Below are 26,931 nucleotides of genomic sequence, written 5' to 3'. Positions count from 1 at the left end.
TCGCCGCAGAAGGCCCCAGCCTTCGCTGGGGCGACGGACCAGAACAGGTCTACAGCGCCTCGACCGAAGCGAAGCCCTGCGACTCCAGCCCCGCCGCGATGGTGCGTTCGCGCTCGCCAAGCCTGGTGAAGACGAGCCGGCCGGGAACCGGAGTCGCGGGGAACGCCTGTCCCTGCGTCAGCGCGACGATGCGCCGGGCGATGCCGGGGCCGCCATCGACGAACGCGATATGCGGCGCGACGGCCAGCATCGCGTCGGCCAGCAGGGGGAAATGGGTGCAGGCGTTGACGATGACGTCGATCCGGTCGCCGCCCGGTTGATCGAACAGCCCGGCCAGTTCGCGCGCGATGGCGTCGCGCGGGGGCGGGGTGCCGGCCAGCGCGCCCTCCGCCAGTTCGACCAGCGCCGCCGATCCGTGGCGCAGCACGGTGCAATCGGCGGCGAAGCGGGTGGCGAGGTCGTCGACATAGGGCTGGCGCACCGTGGCCTGCGTGCCCAGCACGCCGATCACTCGGGTGCCGCTCAACCCCGCCGCGACCTTGATCGCGGGCACGGTGCCGACGACCGGCACGTCGAGCGCGGCGCGCACCACCGGCAGCGCGATGGTCGAGGCGGTGTTGCAGGCGATGACGACGAGGCGCGGGCGATAGCGCTCGACCAGCCGGCCGAGCAGCGCGGGCACCCGCGCGGCGATTTCGCCCTCGGTCCGGGTGCCATAGGGGAAGCCCGCCGAGTCGGCGGCATAGACGATCGGCGCGGTCGGCAGCAGGGCACGGGTGGGCGCCACGACCGACAGGCCGCCGACGCCCGAATCGAAGAACAGGATCGGTTGCGCCGTTTCGGTCATGGATGGTCCCGTAGCCGCCGCTCGCCGCGTTGCAAGCCGCCGCCGAACCCCTTACCCTGCATGGCACAGACGGCAAGTTACACGGGGGCGATCCTGCCGAGCGAAATTCTCTGGTTCCCGCCGGTGGCGGCGTTGCTGATCGGCTATCTGCTCGGATCGATCCCGTGGGGCATTTTGCTCACGCGGATCGCCGGGGCGGGCGATCTGCGCTCCATCGGGTCGGGCAATATCGGCGCGACCAACGTGCTGCGTACCGGGCGCAAGGGGCTGGCGGCGGCGACGCTGCTGCTCGACCTGTTGAAGGGCGCGGCGGCGGTGTGGATCGTCGCGGCGTGGTTTCCGGGTGAGGAACTGGTCGCGGGTGCGGCGGCGTTCGTCGGCCATTGCTATCCGCTGTGGCTGCGGTTCCGGGGTGGCAAGGGCGTGGCGACGATGATGGGCGTCGTGGTGGCGCTCAGCCCGATGGCGGGGCTGGTCTATGCGGTCGTGTGGCTGGGGTTGCTGGCGACGATCCGCATTTCGTCGGTCGCGGGCATGGCGGCGGCGGTCGCCGCGCCGGTCGCGGCGGCGGCGCTCGGCCGGTTCGACCTGGTGGTGCTGTTCCTCGGCCTCGCGCTGATCGTGCTGTGGAAGCATCGCGAGAATATCGAGCGGCTGGTGGCGGGGACGGAGCCGAGGATCGGCCGCAAGCGTGGGTGAAGGGTCGGTAGGCGAGCGACCCGGCGCCGCCGACCAGAACGCCGCCCGGTTCGCGGCGCTGCGGCTGATCCGGTCGGCCAATATCGGCCCGGTCACGTTTCGCGCGCTGATCGAACGCTATGGCGATGCGGTGGCGGCGATCGAGGCGTTGCCGATGCTGGCGGCGCGGGGCGGTGGTCGGGCGCCGGCGCTCGCGGACGAGAGCGTCGTGCGGCGCGAGATCGCGACCGTTCGCGCCCTGGGTGGGCGATACCTGCTGCTCGGCGACCCGGACTATCCCGCGCTGCTGGCGGAGATCGATAGCGCGCCGCCCGCGCTGATCGTCCGGGGCGAGCTGTCGCTGCTGGCGCGGCCGGCGGTGGCGATGGTCGGGGCGCGCAACGCGTCGGCGGCGGCGTGCCGCTTCGCGCGCGGGCTGGCCGAGGAACTGGGCGCGGCGGGTTATGTCGTCGTGTCGGGACTGGCGCGCGGGATCGACACGGCGGTGCATCAGGGGGCGATCGGCCATGCCACGATCGGGGTGATCGCGAGCGGCATCGACGTGGTGTTCCCGCCGGAGAATGCCGCGTTGCAGGAGGACGTCGCCACGCGCGGGCTGCTGGTCGCCGAACAGCCGCCGGGGACGCAGCCGCTGGCCCGCCATTTCCCGTCGCGCAACCGGATCATCGCCGGCCTGTCGCTGGGGACGGTAGTGGTGGAGGCGGCACCCCGGTCCGGGTCGCTGATCACCGCCCGGCTGGCGGGGGAGGCGGGGCGCGAGGTGATGGCGGTGCCCGGATCGCCGCTCGACCCGCGGGCGCAGGGGTGCAACGCGCTGATCCGCGAGGGCGCGACCCTGGTCCAGAATGCGGCGGACGTGGCGGAGATGCTGCGGCCGATCGACGCGCGGGCGGTGCGCTCGCCGGGATCGGGCTATCGGCCCGAGCCGGTGGCGGCGGACGCGAGCGAGGCGGAGCGTGCGCGGATCGCCGGGCTGCTGGGACCGGTGCCAGTGGCGGTCGACGAACTGGTGCGGCAGTCGGGCTGTCCGACGATGGTGGTGCAGACGGTGCTGCTCGAACTGGAGCTGGCCGGGCGGCTGGAGCGGCACGCCGGGGGGCGGGTCGGCTTGGCGTAGCGTTTGATCGTTTGTTTGGGGCCCCGCCCTCATGCTGGCCGGAACGGTTGGAGAATAGCATGACGGTTGATTTGGCACGAGCGGAGGGTCGCAGGGCTCGGGCGTTCTGGCAGCGCGAGGGCGAGCGAATCCGCCGGACGATCGGCACGCCGCAATGTGTCCGGCTGCACGGTAACGATATTCGCAACATCGACGTCCGCCACATCCATAATCGATTTGGCTACCAGGCCGGCGGGGGTACGCTGTGCTCGGGTGCGCTGTATCGTACCGAAGACTTCATGGGGCTGCCCGAAGCTGAGCGATGCGGCACCAAGGCGCTAGGCCAGACGGTTCACATCGAACACACCGTGCCGGTCGCGACGTTGACTCGGAATATCATCGGTTCCGATCGGATCGATCCGCACGATACCGTACTGTGGGTACTGACCCATTCGGTCGCGACGGGTGTCACGGACGGTCCGACAGGGGAACGACATCGAATGGTTCGACGCGGTCAGGCCAGGCGATCCCATGCGTTCACGCCAGATCACGCCGATCATGACCGTCCTTTCCGACGCTATGATCCCGCCGGACACAGTCCGATCTGGGATGTGGTACGGGGCGAACGGATCGATCCGGAACGGTTCAGCTTTGCGGACCATCGGGAAAATATCGCAATGGCGTTGGGTTGGGCGGCGTTGGACGATTGGGCCGCACGCGTGGCGGCGTGATCGTCATACGGCATTAAAAACCTGCGGCTTGACGTAGCGGTGCCTGCCTCCCCACTCTCGCGTACGTACGCACAAGGACCGACCGCCACATCATGCAGCTCGTCATCGTCGAATCGCCCGCCAAGGCGAAGACCATCGAAAAATATCTGGGGTCCGATTACCGCGTCCTCGCCTCCTATGGCCATGTCCGCGACCTGCCGCCCAAGGACGGGTCGGTGAACCCGGACGACGGCTTCGCGATGGATTGGGAGACGTACGCCGACAAGACGAAGCAGCTGAAGGCGATCACCGACCTCGCCAAGACCGCCGACCGCCTGATCCTCGCCACCGACCCTGACCGTGAGGGAGAGGCGATCAGCTGGCATGTGCAGGAGGTGCTGAAGAAGCGTCGCGCGCTGCCCAAGGAAGTCGAGCGGGTCACGTTCAACGCGATCACCAAGCCGGCGATCCTGGCAGCGATGAAGGCTCCGCGCGACCTCGATACCGATCTGATCGATGCGTACCGGGCGCGGCGGGCGCTCGACTATCTGGTCGGGTTCACCCTGTCGCCGGTGCTGTGGCGCAAGCTGCCGGGTGCCAAGTCGGCGGGCCGGGTGCAGTCGGTGGCGCTCAGGCTGCTGGTCGAGCGCGAGCGCGAGATCGAAACCTTCATCGCGCAGGAATATTGGTCGGTCATTGCCAAGATGGAGGCCGACGGCACGCCGTTCGACGCGCGCCTCGTGAAACTCAAGGGCAAGAAGCTCGACAAGCTGTCGCTGGGCGATGCCGGGTCGGCCGAGGTCGCGAAGGCGGCGGTGGTCGATGGTCGCTTTACGGTCGTCAATGTCGAGACGAAGCCCGCGACGCGCAATCCACCGCCGCCCTTCACCACCTCGACCCTGCAGCAGGAAGCCGCGCGCAAGCTGGGCTTCTCGGCCAGCCACACGATGCGGGTGGCGCAGTCGCTCTATGAGGACGGTGCGATCACGTACATGCGGACCGACGGCGTGCAGATGGACGGGTCGGCGATCGATGCCGCGCGCGGGGCGATCGCCAACCGCTATGACGGCAGCTACGTCCCTGACAAACCGCGCCAGTACCAGACCAAGGCCAAGAATGCGCAGGAAGCGCACGAGGCGATCCGCCCGACCGATTTTTCGAAGGATCGCGCCGGGTCGGGCGATCATGCCCGCCTGTACGACCTGATCTGGAAGCGGGCGCTGGCCAGCCAGATGGCGTCGGCGCGGATGGAGCGGACCGCCGTCGAGCTGGAGGACCAGACCGGGCAGACGGCCTTACGCGCCACCGGCCAGGTCGTGCTCTTCCCCGGCTATCTCGCGCTGTACGAGGAAGGGCGCGACGACGCGGCGGACGAGGATTCGCGCCGCCTGCCGCTGCTGCGCTCGGGCGATGCGCCGGCCAAGAAGGACGTGGTCGCCGAACAGCATTTCACCCAGCCGCCGCCGCGTTTCTCGGAAGCGTCGCTGGTCAAGCGGCTGGAGGAACTGGGGATCGGTCGTCCGTCGACCTATGCCTCGATCATCCAGGTGCTGAAGGATCGCGGCTATGTCCGCGTCGAGAAGAACCGGTTTTTCGCGGAAGAGACCGGGCGGTTGCTGACCGCGTTCCTCGAACGCTTCTTCGAGAAATATGTCGGCTACGACTTCACGGCGGGGTTGGAAGAAGAGCTGGACGACGTGTCGGGCGGGCGGGCCGAATGGCAGGCGGTGCTCGAGGCCTTCTGGCGCGATTTCAAGCCGCGCACGTCGGAGGTGATGGAACAGCAGCCGAGCGCGATCACCGCCGAGCTCGATCAGTTTCTGGGATCGTACCTGTTCCCCGAAAAGGCGGACGGGACCGATCCGCGGCTGTGCCCGAATTGCGGCGAGGGACGCCTGGCACTGCGTGGCGGCAAGTTCGGCGCGTTCATCGCCTGCTCCAACTATCCCGAGTGCAAGTACACTCGCCGCTTCGCTCAGCCGGGCGGCGAGGATGGTGGCGATACCGGACCGGAATCGCTGGGCAAGGACCCGGAAACGGGGCTGGAGGTCGAGCGCAAGTCGGGGCGGTTCGGGCCGTACATCCAGCTGGGCGAGGGCAAGGACGCCAAGCGCGCGTCGATCCCCAAGGATATCGGCGAACTGAACCTCGAATGGGCGCTGAGGCTGCTGAGCCTGCCGCGCACCATCGGCAACCATCCGGAGACGGGCGAACCGATCGAGGCGGCGATCGGGCGCTATGGCCCGTATCTGAAGCACGCCGGCAAGTACGCGCGGTTGCAGTCGACGGCGGACGTGTTCGAAACCTGCATGAACGCGGCGGTGGTGAAGCTGGCCGAGGCGGCGGCGGGCGGCGGGCGACCGGCGCGCGGCGCGGCGAAGGAACCGCTCAAGGTGCTGGGCAACCATCCGCGCACCGAGCTTGAGATCAAGCTGATGGAGGGGCGCTATGGCCCCTATGTTACCGATGGCACGACCAATGCGACGATCCCGAAGTCGGTCGAGCCGAACGCGCTGACGCTGGAGGAAGCCGCGCAGCTGATCGACGACCGCGCGGCGGCGGCGCCGGCCAAGGGCAAGAAGAAGCCGGCGGCCAAGAAGGCCGCGCCGAAGAAGGCGGCGGCGAAGGATGCACCCGCCAAGAAGGCGCCTGCGAAGAAGGCTCCGGCGAAGAAGCCGGCGGCCAAGGCCTAATCGTCACTCCCGCGTAGGCGGGAGTCCATAGGCGCAAGCGTTGCGGATCGGGTCCGGGCGTCGGTGCTTATGGATTCCCGCCTTCGCGGGAATGACGGAAGGGAAGGGTAAGGTGACCCCGGCTCTGTGCTGGTCACGGGACTATTGTCGCAGACGCGACCCCAGCCATTCCCGTCACCCCGGGTCAAGCCCGGGGTGACGAACGGAAGAATGTCTCGCGCTTGTCGCCGACGAGTTGCCTGCCCCCGGCTCGGACGGCGTCAACCGTCGCAGCCGGACCCGTCAGCGGCGCCGATCAGTTCGGCCGCGCGCCCGCCTGCAAAAACGCCCGCGCCGCTTTCTGCGCATCGGCGATCTGGCGCGGAGTCATGTCGCAGGCGATTTCCGCGCGCCATGCCTGCGCTTCCTCGACGCCCGACATGGCGGCGAGGTTGAACCATTTATGTGCCTCGACCAGGTCGATCATCGCCCCGCCGGTACCGCTGGAATAGCAGATGCCGAGATCGAACCACGCCGTGCTGTTGTTTGCGCTTGCGTCTTCCACCCGGCTTTCCGAGAGGAAGCGGGCGCCTTTCTGACTAATGCCCATGTTCAGAACCCCCATTGGTACAGGCACGAAATTGCCGGCTGGGGGTTGCGATTTGGTTAACGCCAGAAACCGGAGCGGTTCAGTGCGTTAACGTACCGCCGATTAAGCATGTCGGAACGGATGCCGCTTATCCATGCAGGCGTTCCCCCGCGCTGGGCCGCGTCGTTGCCGGGGTATGGCAACGGGCCCAATGGCGGGGGACGTCTGTCGCGCCGTCAGCCCCGGGCGAGGGCGTCCAGCGTCGGGCGGATTCCCGACAGGTCGTAGCCGGCGGCACCGCCCGAGGCGACCAGATGGGCGGGGTCGCCACCCTGCTTGGCGCTGGCGAGCGCCCACAAATTGCACGACCGCGTGCCCGAGCGGCAATAGGCGAGGATCGGGCCGTCCGCCTGCTCGAGGATCTGCGCCATCGCGTCCAACTGCGGGTGGCTGAACCCGGCATGGGTGATCGGGATCGCGTGATAGGCCAGCCCCGCCGCTGCCGCCGCGTCCGCGATCGCGTCGCCGGCGGGCTGGCCCGCTTCCTCGTCATCGGGGCGGTTGTTGACGATGGTGGTGAAGCCTTGCGCCTTCAGCGTCGCGACATCGTCGGCGGTGATCTGCGGGCTGACCGAAATGCGGTCGTCGATACGGCGGATGTGCATGGGGGGAAGATAGCGGGGCGGGTCGTCCCAAGCAAATCCTCCCCACAACGTGGGGAGGGGGACCAGCCGCAGGCTGGTGGAGGGGCGAGGGCCAAAGAGGTTGCGCTTGCCGCTTCCCCCCTCCACCACTCGCTGCGCGAGCGGTCCCCCTCCTCACGTTGTGGGGAGGAATTTAGTGCTGCTTGATGACGCTCAGGAACGCGTCCCCGTACGCTTGCAGCTTCTTCTCGCCCACACCGGTGATCCGCCGCATGCCGCCGATCGTCTGCGGCCGGTCCGCCGCCATTTCGCGCAACACCGAATCGTGGAAGATGACATAGGGCGGCACCCCGGCCTCCTGCGCCAGTTCGCGGCGCTTGGCGCGCAGCGCCTCGAACAGCGGATCGCCGGTCGGGTTGGGGGTGGCGGAGCCGCCGCCGCGCCGGCGCCGTTCGCGCTTGGGCGGCACGATCATCGACAGCGTGTCGCCGCCCTTCAGCAGCCCGCGCGCAGCGGGGCCGAATTCCAGCCCGCCATGATCGTTGGCACGCAATGCGTCGCGCAGCTGCAGCGCGCGGCCGACCGGTTTGAGCAACGCGACGTCGTCGCCATCGACGATGTTCCACACCGACAGCTGTTCGTGCCCGTTCATCAGGCTGCGTTCGGTCGACTGACCGGTCAGCACCTGTTCGATATAGGTCGCGCCGAACATCATCCCGGTGCGGAACACGGCGGACAGATATTTCTGCGCCAGTTCGGTCGCGTCGACCGCGTTGGGCGGCGACAGGCAATTGTCGCAATTCCCGCAATAGTCGCCCGGCTGTTCGCCGAAATGGCGCAGCAGCATCGCGCGGCGGCACCCGGCGGTCTCGACCAGCGCGCCCAGGGCATTCAGCCGCTGGCGTTCGCCCGGCTGGCGCGCCGGTTCGACCTCGCCGATCCGCTGGCGGGCGCGGGCGAAGTCGTCGGCGCCCCAGAACAGATGCGCCACCGCCGGATCGCCGTCGCGGCCCGCACGGCCGGTTTCCTGATAATAGGCCTCGATCGATTTCGGCAGCCCGGCATGGGCGACGAAGCGCACGTCGGGCTTGTCGATGCCCATGCCGAAGGCGATGGTCGCGACCATCACCATGTCTTCGGACGCGACGAAATCATGCTGGTTGCGCTGGCGGACGGCGGGGTCGAGTCCGGCATGATAGACGCGGACCGGGCGGCCGGTCCTGGCCAGCGCCTCGGCCAGCTTTTCGGTGCCGGCGCGCGACTGGACATAGACGATGCCGGGGCCGGGGGTGGCGGCGATGACGTCGGCGATCTGGCGCGTGCCCTGATCGCGCGGGGTGATATGGTAGCGGATATTGGGCCGGTCGAACCCGGCGACGATCAGCCCGTCCTGCGGGATGCCCAGCTGTTCGAGGATGTCGGCGCGGGTATGCGCGTCGGCGGTCGCGGTGAGTGCGAGGCGCGGCACATCGGGAAACTGGTCGAACAGCGGGCGCAGCAGGCGGTAATCGGGGCGGAAGTCGTGGCCCCATTCGCTGACGCAATGCGCCTCGTCGATCGCGAACAACGACAGGTTGCCGCGCGACAGCAACTCGCGGAAATCGCTGCCCGATGCGCGTTCGGGCGCGACGTAGAGCAGGTCCAGCTCGCCATCGAGGAACCGGCCGCGCGTCTCGGCCCGGTTGTCGTCGGCGCTGGTCAGCGTCGCAGCGCGGATGCCGACGGCGGTCGCGGCGCGCAGCTGGTCGTGCATCAGCGCGATCAGCGGCGACACGACGACGCAAGTGCCCGGCAGCATCTGCGCCGGCAGCTGATAGGTCAGCGACTTGCCGGCACCGGTCGGCATCACCGCCAGCGTGCGCCGCCCGCCTAGCACCCGGTCGACCACCTGCCGCTGGACGCCGCGAAAGTCGGGAAAGCCGAAGGTCGATTGCAATACGGGGATCGGGTCGAGCGCCATCGGGCCTCACCTAGGGATGCGGGGCGGGCGCGTCGAGGGGTGGTCAGTCGACCCGCGTCGCGCGCCAGCCCTTGCCGGTGATGGCTGCCTCACCGACCGAGCCGGTGTAGCTGGCGCCGTCGATCACGACGTCCAGTTCGGTGCCGCGCAGCCGGCCGGCGACAAGCTTTCCGTCGAAGCTGCCCGTCACGAACTGGAACCGCTGGTCGAGGTGTAGCACTCCCGAACGCCCGTCGGGCAGGGTCATCCGCCAATTGCCGCCGGCGACGGCCGGCACGATGTAGAGGTAGATGGAGCGTTCGGCGACGAGGCCCCATTCGTCCGCCTGCCAGTCGCCCATATCGAACGCATGGGTGACGATGCGCGTGCCGGGGCGGAGTTCGGTCAACAGCTGCGGACGCAGCGCCATGTTGATGCGCGGCAGCAGGTACATCGTCACCACGCTGGCATCGCGCAGCGGCGTGTCGAACAGGTTGGCGGCGGAAAAGCGGGCGCGGTCCTGTAGCCCGTGGAGCGCAGCATTGCGGCGCGCACGCTCGACCAATGTCGTGTCGATCTCGACGCCACGCGCATTCGCACCCAGGCGGGCAGCGGCGATGGCGATGCGGCCGTCGCCCGAGCCGAGGTCGATCAACGTGTCGGTGGGGCCGACCTCCGCCAGGGCAAGCATCGCATCGACCACCGGTTCGGGGGTCGGGACATAGGGCACGTCATAGGTCGGCTCGCGCGCGGCGATGCCGGTGCCGCGCAGGATATCGCCCATCCCGTCGCCATAGGCGCTGCACCCGCCGAGCAGGACGGCGAGCAGCAGCGCCCGCCGCTTCACGCCGCTGCCGCCGTGCGCAGCCACGCGGCGGTTTCGGCCGGGTGGGTCACCGGGATCATGTGCCCGCCGCCGATCTTCGTCAGCACGGCGCCCGGAATTTCCCCGGCGGTAACGTCGCCTTGGCTGTGCGGGTCGAGCAGTTCGTCGTCGCGACCATAGAGGATGACGACCGGCAGTTTGATCGCACCGTAGCGCGGGATCATCGTCGACAGCGCGCGGTTGGCGTCGCGCAGCTCGACGGCGCCCGCCTCGAAGCTCGACGGGCGCAGCGCGGCGAGGCCCCCGCCGCGCGTGCCGAAATCCATCGGCACGGCATCGGGCGCGAACACCTGTTTCGACACCGCCGGCCCGGTCAGCGTGGTCAGCGGTACGCCGACCGTCCACGCGGCGAGGCCGCGCACGGCCGCGGGCGGGGCCTTGCCCCGGAACACGCCCGGCATTTCGGTCACCCGCTGGGTCAGCGGGGCGATTAGCGCGACGCCGCGGATCTTGGCCGGCTGGTTCACCGCCATCGCCAGCGCGACCGCGCCGCCCATCGAATGCCCGACCAGCAGCGGACGGTCGAGGCCGAGCGCATCGATCAGGTCGGCGACCATCCGCGCCTGCGTCTCGATCGTGGGATGCTCGCCCTCGACGGTCGAATGGCCCCAGCCGGGCCGGTCGACCACGATCAGTCGGTGGTCCTTCAGCTGATCGGTCAGCGCATAGGTGAAGTTGCGCAGCTGGCCGTAGATGCCGTGGAGCAGCAAGATCGCCGGGCCGTCGCCGCCGGTATCGACATAGTGCAGCCGCGCGCCGGGCACGTCGACGAAATCGCCATCCGCCGGGACCAGCATCTCCGACGCGCCGGCCGCCAGCGTGGTCCACAGCGCCAGCGCGCCGCCGACCCATGCGGTCGTGGTCGCCGCCTTCTTCAGGGTATCCTTCATGCGTCTTCCTCCCGCAATGCGTCGGGGATACGCGTCAGCGCGGTGGAGTGTCCATCGCATACGACAAAGCGGTTACGCCTCGGCCAGCGCGGCCTCGCGCTCCGCCGCCTGTCGCGCCCACATCTCGGCATAGGTGCCGCCCAGGCGCAGCAGGTCGGCATGCGATCCGCTTTCGACCACGCGTCCCCCCTCCAGCACGACGATGCGGTCGGCATGGACCACGGTCGACAGGCGGTGGGCGATGACGATGGTCGTGCGCCCGCGCTCGATCGCCTCCAGCGTGTCGAGGATGTCGGCCTCGGTCCGGCTGTCGAGCGCGCTGGTCGCTTCGTCGAGGATCAGGACCGGCGGGTTCTTGAGCAGGGTGCGGGCGATCGCCACGCGCTGCTTCTCACCGCCCGACAGTTTCAGGCCCCGTTCGCCGACCCGGGTGTCGTAGCGGTCGGGCAGGCTGGCGATGAACGGCGCGATCGATGCGCCGCGGGCTGCCTCGGCGATCTCGGCCGCCGTCGCATCGGCGCGGCCATAGGCGATGTTGTAGCCGATCGTGTCGTTGAACAGCACGGTATCCTGCGGCACGATGCCGATCGCGCTGCGCAGCGATGCCTGCGCCACCTGGGCGATATCCTGTCCGTCGATCGTGATCCGCCCGGCGGTGGGATCGTAGAAGCGGAACAGCAGCCGCGCGAGCGTCGACTTGCCCGCCCCCGACGGCCCGACCACCGCCAGCGTGGTGCCCGGCGGAATGTCGAGGTCGATACCGTTCAATATCTGCCGCCCATCACCATAGTCGAAGCCGACCCCTTCGAAGCGGACATGACCGCGCGTGACGGTCATTGGCGGAGCGTTGGCCACATCGACGATCTCGGCGGGCGCATCGATCAGGTCGAACATCGCGCCCATGTCGACCACCCCCTGCCGGACGGTGCGATAGACCATGCCGAGCAGGTCGAGCGGGCGGAACAACTGGGTGAGCAGCGTCGACACCAGCACCACGTCGCCTGGGGAAAAGCGCCCGCTCGACCACCCGAACACGATCAGCGCCATGCCGCCGCCGAGCATCAACGCGGTGATCAGCGCCTGCCCGATATTGAGCAGCGCCAGCGAGTTTTCGGACTTCACCGCCGCATCGGCATAGCCGGCGATGGCGCGGTCGTAGCGCTGCGCCTCACGCTCCTCCGCGCCGAAATATTTGACCGTCTCGAAATTCAGCAGCGAGTCGACCGCATGCGCCACGGCGCCGGTGTCGAGGTCGTTCATCCGTTCGCGAAGTGCCGAGCGCCAGTCGGTGACCCAGCGGGTGAAGACGATGTAGAATACCACCATCGCCACCGTGCCGCCGACCAGCCACCCGCCGAAGCGCGTGCCGAAGATCGACAGGACCAGCGTCAGTTCGAGAATGGTCGGCGCGATGTTGAACAGCAGGAAATACAGCATCGTGTCGATGCTCTTGGTCCCGCGCTCGACCACTTTCGTCACCGCGCCGGTGCGCCGTTCGAGGTGGAAGCGCAGCGACAGGGCATGGAGGTGGCGGAACACCGATGCCGCCAGCCGCCGCGTCGCGTCCTGTCCGACGCGTTCGAACACGACGTTGCGCAGATTGTCGAACAGCGTGCCGCCGAAGCGCGCCGCCGCATAGCCCGCGACCAGCGCCACCACCAGCCACAGCGCATCGCGCGATCCCGCCGCCATGGTGTCGATCGCCCCCTGCAATGCGAACGGCGCGCCATAGACCTGCACCAGCTTCGACGCGACGACCAGCAGCAGCGCGGCGATGATGCGCGCCTTCAGCCCCGGCGCCCCAGCGGGCCAGAGATAGGGAAGGAAACGGCGGAGCGTCGCCAGCATCGGTCGGGTCGGACCGGAGGCGGAAATGGTTTCGGGAGGCATGGCAAGCGCCATTTGGGGAGGCGGGCGCAGATAGGCAACGCTTCGTCGGAACAAGGTGCTTACCAATGTATTGAAACCATCGAGGAGACGGGACATGGCACCTCTTGTCTATGTGATGGCGATCCTGGGTTGCGGCGACGATGGCGCGACCTGCACCCGCGAGCGGGTGGCCCCGGCAAGCTACCAGTCGATCGCCGAATGTCAGGCGGCGATGCCGCTGATGCTGGCGCAGAATACCGACCTGTCCTTCCCGGTCATCAGCGCGTCGTGCGAACGCGGCGGGCGCTTCGTCGTGGACAATGGCAAGCCGACCAAGCCCAAGGCGGGGTAAGCGCACCGCGGCTTGACGACGATCGGGCGCCGCTATACTTACATCATTGTAAGTAACGGAGGCGGTCATGGCGGCGCATGGACTCGACACCATCCAACCATTGCGGCGCGACTGGGGCACGGCATGGGCCGCGCTCCGGCGACTGCTCGCCGATGGCAACGATACGGTGCAGGTGTTCCGCATCATGCGCGCGCTGAACGCCGATACCAGCCACCGCAACTATGCCCGGTTGTTACAGGAACCGGGCGGCGGGCGGATCGCCTATGACCATGTCGAACTGGCGAAGCGTTTCTCCGACCGGGCCTGGGTCGATGCATTGCCGGAGGGAAGCGTCGGCGCGCATTATCGCGCCTTCCTCGACCGCACCGGCTTTTCGGCACAGGGCCTTGCCGACATCAGCTATGCCGATGGCGAGGGCTGGCAGGACGCCGCCCATCCGGTCGCATGGTTCGGCCGGCGCGAGCGCGACGTCCACGACATCTGGCACATCCTGACCGGCTATACCGCTGAGGAACATCTGGGCGAGGCGTGCCTCGTCGCCTTCTCCTATGCCCAGACCGGCGGGTTGGGCTGGGCGGCGATCGGTCTGGGCGCGGCGCTCAAGTCGCTGCGGATCACCGGCGAGCGGGCCTTCGCCAAGGCGGTATGGGAAGGATATCGCCACGGCCGCAAGGCGCGCTGGCTGCATGCCGAGGATTATGAGGCGCTGCTGGCCGAGCCGCTCGACGCGGCGCGCAGGCGGCTGAATATCGCCGAGCCGGTGGCCTATCACGCGGCGCAGAAGCGGCTGCGCGAGCAGGGGCTGGCGGGGATTTAAGGGCGGAACGACACCCACCACGGCACCCCGGACTTGATCCGGGGTCTCGCTTCTTCTTCTATCCCGACCGCAGCAAAAAGCGGGACACCGGGTCGAGTCCGGGATGGCGAATGTGGGAGGGACGGCCTTACTTCGCCAGCGCCGCGCTCGCCTGCGCGTCGCCCCGGTCGCGAACCGCTTTCGCGCGCGCTTCGGCCTGCTTCTCGACCAGCTTGGCTTCCTCGCGGATCGCCTCGGCGCGGACCTTCAATCGTTCGGCGTCATAGCCACCGGCCTGTCCCGCCTGATTGACCAGCCCTTCCGCCTCGACCTTCATCTGCGCGGTCTGGTTTTCGGCGGCCGCCTCGATCGCATCGGCTTCGGCATCGGCCTGATCGCGCAGCTGGTCCGCGCGCTGCTGTTCGGGGCTTTGCGAGCCGCAGGCAGTCAGCGCGAAGGCGGCGGCGGCCATCAGGACGAAACGGGGCATCGGCGGTTCCTGTCGTAAGTCGAACCATCCAAATCCCCGAACCTGCGGAAAGTTGCGTTCGTATAACAAAGCGGCGGCCGCCCAAGGGTTTCGCGGCGGCCTTCGCACCGCTAACGATCACGGACCGATGCTGACCCGCCTGACCCTCACCGATTTTCGCAACCATGCGGACGGCACCATCGAACCGGGTGCGGGTTTCGTCGTGCTGAGCGGACCCAATGGCGCGGGCAAGACCAATGTGCTGGAGGCGGTGTCGCTGCTGGCGCCGGGTCGCGGGCTGCGCCGCGCCGCCCTGTCCGACATGGCGCGCGAGGGCGGGGCGGGCGGCTTCGGCGTCGCAGCCGATCTGGGCGACGATGTCCGGATCGGCACGGGGACGCAGGCGGGTGCGCCCGAACGGCGGATCGTGCGGATCAACGGCGCGGGCGCGGCGGCAACCGCGCTGGCCGAATGGCTGTCGGTACTGTGGCTGACCCCGGCGATGGACCGGCTGTTCGTCGAGCCGGCCGGGGAGCGCCGCCGCTTCCTCGACCGGATGACGCTAGCGCTGAACCCGGCCCATGCGACGCAGGCGACGCGCTACGATGCGGCGATGCGCCAGCGCAACCGGCTGCTGGCGGAGGAAGGGTCGCCCGATCCCGACTGGCTGGCGGCGCTGGAGGCGCGGATGGTCGAACATGGGCTGGCGCTGGGTGCGGCGCGGGCGGAGTGCGTTGCGATGCTGGGCGACCGGATCGCTGCCTTGCCGGCGACCGATTTCCCGCGCGCCGCGCTGGCGCTGGAGGGGTGGCATGGCGATGCGGCGCTGTTCGCGCGCGAACTGGCGGCGGGGCGTGCGCGCGACGCGGCGGCGGGGCGGGCGCTCAGCGGACCGCACCGCGCCGACCTGATCGTCACCGACCGCGACCGGGGGATGGCGGCGGCGCGCTGTTCGACCGGCGAGCAGAAGGCGCTGTTGCTGGGGCTCGTGCTGGCGCATGCCGAGCTGGTGGCAGAGCGTGCCGGGCGGCGGCCGATCCTGTTGCTGGACGAGGTTGCCGCGCATCTCGACCCCGGCCGGCGCGCGGCGCTGTTCGCACGGGCTTGCGGCGCGGGGCAGGTATGGCTGACCGGGACCGAGGCCGCTTTGTTCAGCGACATTCCGGGCGATGCCACCCGCTATCATGTCGCGGACGGGCGGATCGAGCGGGTGTAGCGCGTGCGGGGCATGCAGCGAACCGGTGCCCCGTCGTCACCCCGGACTCGATCCGGGGTCCCCCTTCTTCTTCTCCACCGCCGTAAAAAGCGGGACCCCGGGTCAAGCCCGGGGTGACGGAAATGACTGTTACGTCGACCGCGTCGATGCCGATCATCGACGGGCAAGTCGCAACTAGTAAAAGCGCAACTCGGCCGGCACGCGTTCCGGTTCGCCGCCGTGCAGCCGGATCAACGCAGCCTCGATCACCCGCCCCAACGCGGCGGTGTGGAACGGCTTGGCGACGCAGCCCAGGATCAGCGGATGGTCGGAGCTGTCGGGGCAATTGCCGCTCAGGAACAGGCAGGGAATGCCGCGTTCCGCCAGCGTCGTCGCCACGTCGCGACCGCAATCGCCGCGCGCCAGCCGCACGTCGCACAGCGCCAGGTCGGGACGATCGGCATCGGCCAGCGCCAGCGCATCGGCGCGGGTATCGGCGATGCCGGTGACGACATGGCCGTGCAGGACCAGCGCGTCCTCGACCAGCATCGCGACCAGCGCTTCGTCCTCGACCAGCAGGATGCGCAAGGGGTCAGCCATAATGCGGCACCGGCACGGCGATGGTCAGCCGGTCGCCGCCGTCGCGCGCCACCTCGGCCCGCAGCTGCCGTGCCAGCCCGCGGACCAGCCGCCCCTCGTCCAGTGCCGGGCGCGCCGCTCCCATGCCCGGCCCGGTCAGCGTGATGCGCAGCAGATCGGCCGCCATGTCGATCGCGACATGGGTCACGATATCGGGATCGGCGGCTAGGAAGGCGTGGGTCAGCAGCGCGACCGCCGCCGCCTGTTCGACCGGCAGGGTCGGGGTGCCGCTCACCGTGACCTCGACCACTTCGTCGTCGCTGCGATCGACGAGCGATTCGATCAGCGCGGCGATATCGATCCGGCTCGGGCTGTCGGTCGCATAAAGCGGGCGATGCGCGGCGGCGAGCACTTCGAGCCGTTCGGCCGCCCCTGCCAGCGCGGTGCGCGCGGCATCGTCGCTGCTGTCCGCCGCGCCCAGCCGGACGACCGCCACCGCCGCCTGCAACGCGTTGCGTACGCGGTGGTTGAGTTCGCCCAGCAGCCGTTCGCGCGACGCGATCCCCTCGCGCAGCTCCGCCTCGATCTTCAGCCGGTATTTGGCCAGCGCGACATAATGGCAGATGGTGTGGAGGAAGGTCAGTTCGTCGGCGTCGAACTGATCGGTCCAGCGCCGCCCGAAGCCCAGCGTGCCGAGCAGTTCGCTGCCATGCACCAGCGGGGTACAGGCATAGGCGTCGATGCCCAGCAGGCGCACGAAATCGGTCAGCGGGTCGTCGGACGACTGGATGCCGAACGCCTGGATCGGGCGGCGCTGGCGCGCGGCGCAACCGCAGACTGCCTGACCCACGGCCAGTTCCGCGCCCGATGCCGCTTCCGCCTCGGTCAGTCCGGCATGGGCGACCAGCGTCAGCACTTCGCCGTCGAGCCGATAGTTGAAGAATACGTCGAGCCGCAGTTCCTCGGCGATCAGCGCGAAGAGGTCGTCGACCATCCCCGCCGGGTCCTCCGCCGCGAGCAGCCGGTCGGCGGCCTCGCCCAGCAGACGCAGGTGACGGCGGGGCAATTCTTCGACGGGAATGTCGGCCGATACGGTTTCGGACATGCGGTGGTTCTAGGCGCGAGAATCCGCCGTTGCCAGCGCGAATTGGCGGTGGCGTACAGCATCTTCTTGACCTGCGTCAGGGTTTCGCCTATTTGCCGCAGCGCAGCGACGCTTTTTCAGGCAGCGTGATCGGACCTTATGGTCTCGGCTCCGCGTCGCTTAACCCGGCTTCCCTAGTCACGCGGGTCGCAATTTTTTGCCCCGCCATCCGTGCGCCATTGTCGTCGGCGTCCACGGCTGCCGGACCTATTTGCAGGAACTGTCATGTCCTTCCAGTCGCTTGGCCTGTCGAAGTCGATCCTCGACGCGCTCGCCGCCAAGAATTACGAAACCCCCACCCCGATCCAGCGCGATGCCATCCCGCTCGTGCTCGAAGGGCGCGACCTGCTGGGCATCGCCCAGACCGGCACCGGCAAGACCGCCGCGTTCGTGCTGCCCTCGATCGACCTGTTGGTGAAGGCCAATGTCCGCCGCCGCCCGATGCGCTGCCGCATGCTGGTGCTGGCCCCGACCCGCGAACTGGTCAGCCAGATCGCCGACAATGCCCGCGCCTATGCCAAGCACAGTAAGCTGACCGTCGCGACCGTGTTCGGCGGCGTGCCGGTGCCGCGCAACATCCGCGATGTGGCGGCAGGCGTCGACATCCTCGTCGCGACGCCGGGCCGGTTGCTCGACCTGATCGACCAGAAGTGCCTGGGGCTGGGCGAGCTCGAGATCCTCGTCCTCGACGAAGCCGACCAGATGCTCGACCTGGGCTTCATCCACGCGCTGCGCCGCATCGTGTCGATGGTGCCGAAATCGCGCCAGACGCTGTTCTTCTCGGCGACGATGCCCAAGGACATTCGCGAGCTGGCCGACAAGTATCTGACCGATCCGGCGACCGTGCAGGTGACGCCGGTATCGTCGACCGCCGAACGCGTCGAGCAGTACGTTACCTTCGTCCAGCAGGCGGAGAAGCAGACGCTGCTGACCATGTTCTTCCGCAATACAAAGATTGACCGAGCCCTGGTATTCACCCGCACCAAACACGGCGCCGACCGCGTCGTGAAGCTGCTGGCGGCCAACGGCATCGCGTCGAACGCGATCCACGGCAACAAGTCGCAGCCGCAGCGTGAGCGGGCGCTGGCGGCGTTCCGCGACGGCACGGTGCCGATCCTGGTCGCCACCGACATCGCCGCGCGCGGCATCGACGTGTCGGGCGTCAGCCATGTGGTGAACTTCGAACTGCCCAACGTCTCGGAGCAGTACGTCCACCGCATCGGGCGCACCGCACGCGCGGGTGCGTCGGGTGTGGCGTTCAGCTTCTGCGCGGACGACGAGCGGCCGTACCTCAAGGGCATCGAGCGGCTGACCAAGCAGAAGGTCGAGGTCGTGCCGCTGCCCGACGATTTCCTGCAGCAGAGCGCGCAGATCAAGGCGAGCCGCGCGCCCTATGCCCCGGATCGGCCCGAGCGCCTGCCCAGCGAGCGCGGGCCCGCGCGGCCGCGTGCGACCCATGCCCATGGCGCCAAGCCGGTCCATGGTCGCGGCGGTCCGGTCGGCAATCCGGCACGCGGCGGCGGTCAGCCGCAGCGCGGTGAGGGGCAGGGCGGTGGCGGTCGTCCGCCGCGTGAAGCCGGTGCCGGCGGTGGCGGGCGTCCCGGTGGCGGTGGCCGTCCGGGTGGCGGCGGCGGTCGCGGCCGTGGCGGCCGTGGTCGCGGCGGCGCTCCGCGCGCAACGGCGTAATCCCAGACCCTCCCCGCCGTGCGGGGAGGGGGACCGCCGCGAAGCGGTGGTGGAGGGGGGGTGTCGGCGAAACGCGATCGTGCCGTATGCGGACCCCCCCCTCCACCAGCCTGCGGCTGGTCCCCCTCCCCGTGCCGGGGAGGAGTTACAGCTCCCTGAGCGCCCGCGCCGGCCGCGCGCTCAGGATCGGCAGCGCCCCCAACAACCCGATCCCCACCGTTACCCCGACCCCGACCGCCAGCGTCGCGGCGATCGCGCCGTAGTCGGGCAGCCAGTCGAACGCGAACAGCTCGACCACGACATACCAGGCGCCCGCAATCCCGATCGCCGCCGCCAGCGCGGCGAGGATGACCGCCAGCAGCAGATATTCCAGCGCCTGCGCCGCCAATATCTGTCCGCGCGTCGCGCCGAGCGTCTTCAGGATCACCGAATCATAGGTCCGCGTCTCGCGCGCGGCGGCGATCGCGCCGACCAGAACGGCGATGCCGGCAAGGATCGCGATGCCCGCTGCCGCTGCGATGGCGGTCGCCATCTGCGAGACGATGGTGCGGACCTGCCCGATCACCTCGCGCACCTCCACGACCGAGGTCGAGGGGAAGCCGGCGGACAGCGCGCGGACGACGTCGCGCTCGCGGCCCGGAGGCATGGTAATCGTCGCCGCGAGATTGTGCGGCACGTCGGACAGCGCGTTGGGGCTGAACACCATCACGAAATTGAAGCCCATCGTGTCCCACGCGATCTTGCGCAGCGAGGCGATGCGCGCGGTGCGTTCCTGTCCGGCGACGCTGATCGTGAGCGGATCGCCCAGCTTCAGGTCCAGCGCCTGCGCCATGCGTTCGTCGACCGAGACGAGCGGCGGGCCGGTATAGTCGGCCGGCCACCATGTGCCCGCGACCAGTTCGCTGCCCGGCGGGAGGGTGGCGGCGAAGGTCAGGCCGCGTTCGCCGCGCAGTGCCCAGGCGCCTTCGGGAATGGTCTTCAGGTCGGCGACGCGGGTGGTGCCATAGGCGGTGATGGTGCCGCGCATCAGGGGCACGGTCTGGACGTCGCCGTCGGGCTGGATGTTGGCGATGGTGTCGCGAAACGATGATTCGCGGGTCGGGGGCACGTCGAGGGCAAAAAGCGCGGGTGCGCGCGCCGGAACGGTCCGTTGGATGTTGGCGTCCAGGCTGGTGCGGATGGCGGCCAGCAGCACGAACAGGGTGAGGCCGAGGCCCAGCGCCACGACCAGCGCGCCGGTGCGGGCGCCGGGGCGGTGGAGCGCGGCCACGGCGAGGCGCCATAGTGGCCTGCGCGAGCGGGGCAGGCGGGCGGCCAGCCTGCGGATCAGCCAGCCAAGTGCCGACAATAGCAGGAGAAGTCCGCCCGCCGCGCCGAGGAATGCCGCGCCGAACCAAGGGCGTTCGCTAGTCGCGAGCACCAGCGCGACGATGCCGGCAAAGGCCGCGCCCATCCACGCCGCCGCCTTCCACCGGGGGGCGGAGCGCCCGTCATGGACCCCGCGCAGCAGCCCGGCGGCGGGCACCGCGCCTGCCGCCAACAACGGCGGGGCGGCAAAGGCCAGCGCGATCAGCAGGCCATAGGCGGCGGCCTGAACCAGCGGCAGCGGATGGATCGCGAAGGCCGGCGCGACCGGCAGGACATCGCCCGCCAGCGCCACGATCAGCGGCACGGCCGCGATTCCGATCGCCAGCCCGATCGCGATGCCGATGGCGGAAACGGCAACGATCTGAAGCAGATAGACCCGCGCGATCAGGCCGGAGGTGGCGCCCAGCACCTTTAGCGTGGCGATGCTGGAGCGACGGGTGGCGAGGTAGCTCGACACGCCGTTGCCGACCCCGATGCCGGCGATGACCAGCGCGGTCAGCCCGACCAGCACGAGGAATTCCCCCATCCGCGTCAGGAAGCGTTCGGCACCGGGCGAGGCGCGGTCGCGGGTGCGGCTGTCCCAGCCCTGCGCGGGATAACGCTTTGTAAATGCAGCGATAGCCTGCGCCGGATCGTAGCGGCTGGCGATGCGGTATTTGCTCTCGTACAGGCTGCCCGGCGCGATCAGGCCGGTGCGTTGTAGCCCGTCGAGCGACACCAATGCCACCGCGCCCAGCGTGAAGCCTTCGCTCAGCCGGTCGGGTTCGTCGGCGATGATCCCGGCGACGGTGAAGCACGCCGTGCCGTAGCGGACGGAACCGCCGACGCGCAGTTTCAGCCGTTCGACCAGTGCCGGTCCGACATAGGTCTCGGTCGGCGACAGCGGACGGGCGGCGCCGTTTTGCAGGGTGAGCGTGCCGTAGAGCGGATAGGCGGTGTCGACCGCCTTCAGCTCGATCGGGGCGGTCTGGCCGTCGAAGTTGACACCCATCGACTGCATGCGCAGCGTTTCGGACACGCGGCCGAGCTTCGCCATCGCCCGGCGCTCGGCGGGATCGGCGGGTCGCTGCGACACGGAGAGTTCGAGATCGCCGCCCAGCAGGCTCTGCCCGCGTGCGGCGAGTTCGCCGGTGATGGAGCGGGTAAGGCTGCCGATCGCCGCCAGCGCGCCGACGCCGAGGATCAGGCAGACGAGGAGGAGGCGCAGGCCGCGGAAGCGCGCGTCGAGTTCGCGGCGGGCGAACGTCCATGCGAGGCGCCAGTCGGTCATGCGGCGGCTTCGCAAGGGTCTGCTTCACCGTATCCCCGCGCAGGCGGGAATCCAGAGCCGCCTAGACCACCGGTTGTTTTGCTTGGCTCTGGACCCCCGCCTACGCGGGGGTACGGGTTCGTTTTGAAACAGGTCGGAGCCTTTAGCACCGCGCCCGTCATACCCCGCTATCCCGCGCGATGCGGCCGTCGGCCAGTTCGACCACCCGGTCGCAGCGTTCGGCGAGCGCCGGGTCGTGGGTGATGACCAGCAGGGTCGCCTTGGTCGCGGCGCGGCGTTCGAACAGCAGGTCCATGATCGCATGGCCGGTCGCGCGGTCGAGATTGCCGGTCGGTTCGTCGGCGAAGACCAGCGCCGGCCGCCCGGCGAGCGCGCGGGCGATGGCCACGCGCTGCTGCTCGCCGCCCGACAGCTGCGTCGGATAATGGTGGAGGCGGTGGCCAAGGCCGACCGACGCCAGTTCGGCCTCGGCCCGCGCAAAGGCGTCGGCGACGCCGGCCAACTCCATCGGCACCGCGACATTTTCGAGCGCGGTCATGGTGGGGAGGAGGTGGAACGCCTGCAACACGATGCCGATCCGCCCCCGCCGGGCACGCGCCAGATCATCCTCGCCCATCGTGCCGAAATCGGCCCCGGCGACCCGCACCTGCCCGCCGCTCGCACGTTCGAGGCCGGAAAGGACCGCCATCAGCGACGACTTGCCCGAACCGGAGGCTCCCAAGAGTGCGACGCTGGTCCCTGAGGGGACGGCCAGGTCGATGCCGTGGAGAATGCGGGTGGCAGCGTCGCCGGTGCCCAGCGTCAGGGTGACACCGCGCGCGTCGATGACCATATCGTTCGAAACGGATTGCATGAAAGGTTGTCGCCGGTGACGAAGCAGGGACCCATATATGCTGGCGGCATCGCGCTTCTCCAAGGCGCTTTGCTGCTGTCGGGCTGTGGCGGGCCGGATTTGTCGGAAACGAACGACGCGACGGCGGTGAACGTCGCCACCGACGCGACTCCGATACCGGCCGGATCGCAGGCGCCGGTCGCGGGGCCGGAGCGGCTGGTGCTGGCGTTCGGCGACAGCCTGTATGCCGGCTACGGCCTCGGGCGCGGCGACAGCCTGCCCGACGACCTGCAGGACGCCTTGCGTGCCGACGGGATCAATGCGCGGGTGGTGAATGCCGGGATTTCGGGCGACACGAGTGCGGCGGGGCGGCAGCGGCTGGCCTTCACGCTCGACAAGCTCGACCGCAAGCCCGACCTCGTCCTGCTGGGGCTGGGCGGCAACGACCTGCTCAGGCAGATTCCGCCGGCCGAGACCCGGGCGAATTTCGTCTCTATGCTGGACGAACTCAAGAAGCGCGACATTCCGGTGGTGCTGACCGGCATGATGGTGCCGCCCAATCTGGGGCCGGACTATGCCGCGCAGTTCAACCGCATCTGGCCGGACCTGGCAAAGCAATATGACGCGACGCTCGATCCGTTCATCCTGGCCGGGGTCATCGGCAACCGGGCGCTGATGCTGCCCGACGGCATCCACCCGAATGCGCAAGGGGTCGACCGGATCGTGGCGCGGCTGGGCCCGGTGGTGGCGGGGCGGTTGCGGGGGTAGGGCTTCCCGTTTTGCCGTGCGGACCGGCGGTTGCGGGAATTTGGAAGCGAGAACAGGTTTTGGGAAATAACAACCCGCAGGCGGCCGTGAGCGCGACCGGCGCGGCCGGATTCTCGTTGTTGGTTCCCAATCGGGAATGAAGGGTGGGGCTTCAATGCTTGCCGAGGCGGGGGTATCTCCGGACTATGACAGATGTTGCGAGGGTCGATCTTGAGTTGAATGATTGCCGGGCGGTCGCGGGGTATGCGGCGCTGTGCGCTCATTCTGTCCTTTCGGTTTTCGAGCAACTGCACCCAAACGATCAGCGGCTGCACGATGCCATTGACGCCGCGCAACTGTTCGCGGGAGGCGCAAAACGAACCAAGGTCCTCCGGGACAGGGCTTGGTCTGCGTTACGGGCTGCGGGCGAAGCGGCCGAAAACGGCGAGATTGCTGCTAGCGAGGCAGCGCGGGCCGCCGTTGCGGCCGCCGGCGCTGCCTACCTGCATCCGCTGGCTAAGGCGACTCAGGTAAAGCACATTCTTGGATCGGCGGCTCATGCAGTGCGGGCAATCGAACTTATACGCCCGAGCAATGCGGAATTGCATTTAACGATGTTGGTTGGCCTCGCCACGTCGCAGGTGTCGGAGGTTCTCCGCCGCTATCCAGCCGCCCCTTCGAAAGGCGGTCGCATTGGCGAACTGGTTCGCGAGATCGACGCGGCGCTTCGTTGATCGGTATGTGACCAGCAGACGCAGATTTCCCGAAAATCGATCCTTTGCGGGAAACCCGCCCCTACCCGAACGGCCGGTCGATCGATGGCTGCGGCTGGGTGAACCACTGCGCGCCGGTGTCGGTGACGTGGAAATGATCCTCCAGCCGGATGCCGAATCGGTCGGGGACGACGATCATCGGTTCGTTGGAAAAGCACATGCCGGGCTGGAGCGGGGTCGTGTCGCCGCGCACCAGATAGGCGGGTTCGTGGATCGACAGGCCGATGCCATGGCCCGTGCGGTGCGGCAGGCCGGGCAGGCGGTAGTCGGGGCCGAGCCCTTCGCGTACCAGCACCGCGCGCGCGGCGGCGTCGACCGCTTGCGCCGGCACGCCGGGGGCGGCGGCGGCGAAGGCGGCGGCCTGCGCGGCATGTTCGATGTCCCAGATAGCGCGGATGTCGTCATCGACCGCACCGAAGGCATAGGTGCGGGTGATGTCGCTGTGATAGCCCTCCACCCGGCAACCGGTGTCGATCAGCACCAGCTCGCCTTCGTTCAGCGCGCGGTCGCCGGGCAGGCCGTGGGGAAAGGCGGTGGCGCGGCCGAACTGGACGATGCAGAAGGTGGAGCCCCCGCCGCCGATCGCGCGGTGCGCGTCGTCGATGAAGCGGACGACCTCGCTGGCGAGGATGCCGGGGCGCAGGATGCGGGCGGCGGCGGCGTGGACCGCCAGCGTCATGTCCTTGGCCTGTTGCAGCAGGGCGAGTTCGGCGGGCGACTTGATCCGGCGGCAGCCATCGATCGCGGGCGCGCCATCGGTCAGGATCAGGCCATGGGCGGCCAGCTTCTGCCCCCAGGCGAAGGGCAGCAGCGGATCGACGGCCAGCGTCGCGCCGGCGGGAAGCGCATCGCGGACCAGCGCGGTCGGGTCCTCATCCTCCTCCCACAGCAGCAGGTCGGCGGCGATGGTCAGGTCCGCCTCCAGCGTGCCGCGCTCGAACGCCGGGCAGAGGATGCGCGGGCGACCGGTAACGGGCAGCAGCAGCGCGACCATCCGTTCGCTGGCTCCCCAGGGAATCCCGGTGAAATAGCGCAGCGAATCGCCGGTATGGACCAGCAGCGCCTGCGCACCCGACGCTTCGGTCAGCGCGCGGGCACGCTCGATCCGGGCGAGGCGTTCGGCGGGGGTGATGGCGGGGGCGGGCGTGGCCCATGGGGCGATCGCCGCCAGTTGCTGCGCCGCGTTCGATCCGCCGATGGTCATGGTCCGCCCTTTCGATCCCGTTCGGCCTCGCTGTAGCGGCGTGCGCGCGGCATTGCCACGCCGGGTGCGCATATCCTAGCTGGGCGCGACGCTACCGGAGACCGAATGCATGCTGACCGACCGCCGTACGATGATGATGCAGGGCGCGCTGCTGGGGGTCGGGCTGGCGAGCGGAGGGCTGGCCGGGGCGCAGAGCAAGGCCGCGTTTCCGAGCAGGCGCCCGGCGTCCGCCGACCGCCGCTTCGTCAGCAAGGCGGTCGAGCAGGAGATTGCGCGCGTCAGCCGTATGATCGCCGATCCGGAACTGGCGTGGCTGTTCGCCAACGCCTATCCCAACACGCTCGACACCACGGTGCGGATGGGGACGGTCGACGGCAAGCCGGACAGCTTCGTCATCACCGGCGACATCCCCTGCCTGTGGCTGCGCGATTCGGCGGCGCAGGTGAAGTCGTACCTGCATCTGGCACCGAGCGACGCGAAGCTGCGTGAGCTGTTCCGCGGGCTGATCGCGCGGCATGCGCGCAGCGTGCTGATCGACCCCTATGCCAACGCCTTCATGGAGGACCCGACCGCGCGGACGTCGCTGTCGTGGGCGAAGGAGGATGTGACCGACATGAAGCCCGGCGTGGCCGAGCGGAAATGGGAGATCGATTCGCTGTGCTATTCGATGCGGCTGAGCCACGGATATTGGACGACGACGCGCGATGCGACGCCGTTCGATGCCGAGTGGTCGCAGGCGATGCGCGCGATCGTCCGCACCTTCCGCGAACAGCAGCGCAAGGACGGACCGGGCCCCTACAAGTTCCAGCGCGCCAGCCGCCAGCCGACCGAGACGCTGCTGGCCGGTTATGGCGCGCCGACGCGCAAGAACGGGATGATCCATTCGGGTTTCCGCCCGTCGGACGATGCCTGCCAGTATCTGCTGTTCGTGCCGGCCAATCTGTTCGCGGTGACGACGCTGCGCGAGATGGCACAGGTCGCGAACGAAGCGCGCAACGATGCGGCGCTGGCCAACGATGCGACCGCGCTGGCGAACGAGGTCGCGGCCGCCGTGGCGCAGCACGGGACGATGCGGCTGGCCGATGGCAGCGACGTATGGGCCTATGAAGTCGACGGCTATGGCAATGCGATCTTCATGGACGACGCCAATGTTCCGTCGCTGTCCAGCCTGGCATGGCTCGGCTGCGTGCCCGCGAGCGATGCGCGGTGGCAGCGGACCGCGAAGGCGGCGTGGAGCGAGGCGAACCCGTGGTTCTTCAAGGGGCGCGCGGGCGAGGGGATCGGCGGGCCGCATCAGGGGATGGACTATATCTGGCCGATGTCGCTGATCGTGCGGGGATTGAGCGCGACCGACGATGCGACGATCCTGCAATGCCTCGCCACGTTGAAGCGCACCCATGCGGGTACGGGCTTCATCCACGAGGCGTTCGAGAAGGACGATCCGGCGAAGTTCAGCCGCGACTGGTTCGCCTGGGCCAATGGCCTGTTCGGCGAGTTCATCCTGCATCTGGCGGCGACGAGGCCGAAGCTGTTGCAGGCGCCGCTGGAGAATGTCCGGGTCTGAGGGGGCACCATCATCGACTGCCGATCGGCATGCATGAAACCGTCGCCCCAGCGAAGGCTGGGGCCTCTTGCGGTTCCTGCTGCGCGCTACAACCGAGAGATCCCAGCCTTC

24 protein-coding genes are annotated in these 26,931 nt (G+C 69.0%); 11 read left to right on the top strand and 13 right to left on the bottom strand.

The features are described from left to right. Positions 1 to 49 precede the first annotated feature (49 nt). Positions 50 to 847: a glutamate racemase gene (gene murI, locus CA237_RS10445; protein ID WP_066688779.1), complete on the bottom strand. Its 798-nt coding sequence runs from the start codon at positions 845 to 847 to the stop codon at positions 50 to 52. 93 nt (positions 848 to 940) lie between these two features. On the opposite strand from murI, the gene plsY reads away from it, so the two are divergent. The 4 genes from plsY (at position 941) to topA (ending at position 6,045) form a co-directional block, all read left to right on the top strand. Continuing rightward, positions 941 to 1,546, top strand: a complete 606-nt coding sequence (gene plsY, locus CA237_RS10440; protein WP_066688988.1) for a glycerol-3-phosphate 1-O-acyltransferase PlsY — start codon at positions 941 to 943, stop codon at positions 1,544 to 1,546. Beyond that, positions 1,539 to 2,663, top strand: coding sequence for a DNA-processing protein DprA (gene dprA, locus CA237_RS10435; protein WP_066688776.1), 1,125 nt, complete (start codon positions 1,539 to 1,541; stop codon positions 2,661 to 2,663). Before plsY ends, dprA begins: the two co-directional genes overlap by 8 nt. A 59-nt stretch (positions 2,664 to 2,722) precedes the next feature. Next, positions 2,723 to 3,373 (top strand): hypothetical protein, encoded by a 651-nt coding sequence (locus CA237_RS10430; RefSeq protein WP_066688773.1) that lies wholly within the window; start codon positions 2,723 to 2,725, stop codon positions 3,371 to 3,373. Positions 3,374 to 3,465: 92 nt separating this feature from the next. After that, positions 3,466 to 6,045: a type I DNA topoisomerase gene (topA, locus tag CA237_RS10425; protein WP_126013997.1), complete on the top strand. Its 2,580-nt coding sequence runs from the start codon at positions 3,466 to 3,468 to the stop codon at positions 6,043 to 6,045. 295 nt (positions 6,046 to 6,340) lie between these two features. Here the strand turns inward: topA and CA237_RS10420 are convergent, their stop codons facing one another. From CA237_RS10420 to CA237_RS10395, 6 genes are all read right to left on the bottom strand, one after another. Beyond that, entirely contained in the window at positions 6,341 to 6,634 is a 294-nt protein-coding gene (locus CA237_RS10420; RefSeq protein ID WP_066688985.1) for an SEL1-like repeat protein, read from the bottom strand. A gap of 215 nt (positions 6,635 to 6,849) precedes the next feature. After that, positions 6,850 to 7,278 carry a TIGR01244 family sulfur transferase gene (locus tag CA237_RS10415; RefSeq protein ID WP_066688771.1) on the bottom strand — a complete coding sequence of 143 codons (429 nt, stop codon included), beginning with the start codon at positions 7,276 to 7,278 and terminating at the stop codon, positions 6,850 to 6,852. A 172-nt stretch (positions 7,279 to 7,450) separates the two neighbouring features. Next, entirely contained in the window at positions 7,451 to 9,217 is a 1,767-nt protein-coding gene (recQ, locus tag CA237_RS10410; protein WP_066688770.1) for a DNA helicase RecQ, read from the bottom strand. Positions 9,218 to 9,260: 43 nt separating this feature from the next. Further along, positions 9,261 to 10,067, bottom strand: a complete 807-nt coding sequence (locus CA237_RS10405) for a class I SAM-dependent methyltransferase (RefSeq protein ID WP_066688768.1) — start codon at positions 10,065 to 10,067, stop codon at positions 9,261 to 9,263. Then, a complete protein-coding gene (locus CA237_RS10400) occupies positions 10,040 to 10,972 on the bottom strand; it encodes an alpha/beta hydrolase (RefSeq protein ID WP_066688766.1) in 933 nt (310 codons plus the stop codon). The genes CA237_RS10405 and CA237_RS10400 overlap by 28 nt, the downstream gene beginning before the upstream one ends. A 72-nt stretch (positions 10,973 to 11,044) precedes the next feature. Continuing rightward, positions 11,045 to 12,862 (bottom strand): ABC transporter ATP-binding protein/permease, encoded by a 1,818-nt coding sequence (locus tag CA237_RS10395; RefSeq protein WP_198158497.1) that lies wholly within the window; start codon positions 12,860 to 12,862, stop codon positions 11,045 to 11,047. 94 nt (positions 12,863 to 12,956) lie between these two features. Here CA237_RS10395 and CA237_RS10390 point away from each other — a divergent pair, with 94 nt between their 5' ends. Together CA237_RS10390 and CA237_RS10385 are read left to right on the top strand one after the other, a co-directional pair. Continuing rightward, positions 12,957 to 13,193, top strand: coding sequence for a hypothetical protein (locus tag CA237_RS10390; protein WP_066688762.1), 237 nt, complete (start codon positions 12,957 to 12,959; stop codon positions 13,191 to 13,193). 67 nt (positions 13,194 to 13,260) lie between these two features. Continuing rightward, a complete protein-coding gene (locus CA237_RS10385; RefSeq protein WP_066688761.1) occupies positions 13,261 to 14,010 on the top strand; it encodes a Coq4 family protein in 750 nt (249 codons plus the stop codon). Between the two features lie 127 nt (positions 14,011 to 14,137). Here the strand turns inward: CA237_RS10385 and CA237_RS10380 are convergent, their stop codons facing one another. Next, entirely contained in the window at positions 14,138 to 14,479 is a 342-nt protein-coding gene (locus CA237_RS10380) for a hypothetical protein (protein ID WP_066688760.1), read from the bottom strand. Between the two features lie 127 nt (positions 14,480 to 14,606). On the opposite strand from CA237_RS10380, the gene recF reads away from it, so the two are divergent. Beyond that, the gene (recF, locus tag CA237_RS10375) at positions 14,607 to 15,674 is read left to right on the top strand and encodes a DNA replication/repair protein RecF (protein WP_066688759.1); all 1,068 of its coding nucleotides are present in this window, start codon (positions 14,607 to 14,609) and stop codon (positions 15,672 to 15,674) included. Between the two features lie 174 nt (positions 15,675 to 15,848). On the opposite strand, the gene CA237_RS10370 is transcribed toward recF, so the two are convergent. After that, positions 15,849 to 16,253: a response regulator gene (locus CA237_RS10370; RefSeq protein ID WP_066688757.1), complete on the bottom strand. Its 405-nt coding sequence runs from the start codon at positions 16,251 to 16,253 to the stop codon at positions 15,849 to 15,851. Beyond that, positions 16,246 to 17,337, bottom strand: coding sequence for a histidine kinase dimerization/phosphoacceptor domain -containing protein (locus CA237_RS10365; protein ID WP_066688755.1), 1,092 nt, complete (start codon positions 17,335 to 17,337; stop codon positions 16,246 to 16,248). The genes CA237_RS10370 and CA237_RS10365 overlap by 8 nt, the downstream gene beginning before the upstream one ends. 264 nt (positions 17,338 to 17,601) lie before the next feature. On the opposite strand from CA237_RS10365, the gene CA237_RS10360 reads away from it, so the two are divergent. After that, positions 17,602 to 19,062 (top strand): DEAD/DEAH box helicase, encoded by a 1,461-nt coding sequence (locus CA237_RS10360; protein WP_066688751.1) that lies wholly within the window; start codon positions 17,602 to 17,604, stop codon positions 19,060 to 19,062. A 145-nt stretch (positions 19,063 to 19,207) separates the two neighbouring features. On the opposite strand, the gene CA237_RS10355 is transcribed toward CA237_RS10360, so the two are convergent. Both CA237_RS10355 and CA237_RS10350 read right to left on the bottom strand, forming a co-directional pair. Then, positions 19,208 to 21,700 (bottom strand): FtsX-like permease family protein, encoded by a 2,493-nt coding sequence (locus CA237_RS10355; protein WP_066688749.1) that lies wholly within the window; start codon positions 21,698 to 21,700, stop codon positions 19,208 to 19,210. 157 nt (positions 21,701 to 21,857) lie between these two features. After that, positions 21,858 to 22,553, bottom strand: a complete 696-nt coding sequence (locus tag CA237_RS10350; RefSeq protein WP_066688745.1) for an ABC transporter ATP-binding protein — start codon at positions 22,551 to 22,553, stop codon at positions 21,858 to 21,860. A 15-nt stretch (positions 22,554 to 22,568) separates the two neighbouring features. Between CA237_RS10350 and CA237_RS10345 the strand changes: the two genes are divergently transcribed. Together CA237_RS10345 and CA237_RS10340 are read left to right on the top strand one after the other, a co-directional pair. Beyond that, complete coding sequence (locus tag CA237_RS10345) at positions 22,569 to 23,300, top strand: arylesterase (RefSeq protein ID WP_066688983.1); 732 nt, start codon at positions 22,569 to 22,571, stop codon at positions 23,298 to 23,300. 185 nt (positions 23,301 to 23,485) lie between these two features. Beyond that, the gene (locus CA237_RS10340) at positions 23,486 to 24,013 is read left to right on the top strand and encodes a putative immunity protein (protein ID WP_066688743.1); all 528 of its coding nucleotides are present in this window, start codon (positions 23,486 to 23,488) and stop codon (positions 24,011 to 24,013) included. 61 nt (positions 24,014 to 24,074) lie between these two features. On the opposite strand, the gene CA237_RS10335 is transcribed toward CA237_RS10340, so the two are convergent. After that, positions 24,075 to 25,256 (bottom strand): Xaa-Pro peptidase family protein, encoded by a 1,182-nt coding sequence (locus CA237_RS10335; RefSeq protein WP_126013992.1) that lies wholly within the window; start codon positions 25,254 to 25,256, stop codon positions 24,075 to 24,077. 109 nt (positions 25,257 to 25,365) lie between these two features. Here CA237_RS10335 and CA237_RS10330 point away from each other — a divergent pair, with 109 nt between their 5' ends. Beyond that, on the top strand, positions 25,366 to 26,820 hold the full coding sequence (locus tag CA237_RS10330; protein WP_206432969.1) for a glycoside hydrolase family 125 protein: 1,455 nt from the start codon (positions 25,366 to 25,368) through the stop codon (positions 26,818 to 26,820). Positions 26,821 to 26,931 lie beyond the last annotated feature (111 nt).

The sequence above is a fragment of the Sphingomonas sp. ABOLH genome (assembly GCF_003951715.1).
GTDB lineage: Bacteria > Pseudomonadota > Alphaproteobacteria > Sphingomonadales > Sphingomonadaceae > Sphingomonas > Sphingomonas hankookensis_A.
The sequence above is the reverse complement of the archived record's forward strand: the minus strand, read 5'-3'. Positions and strand labels throughout refer to the sequence as shown.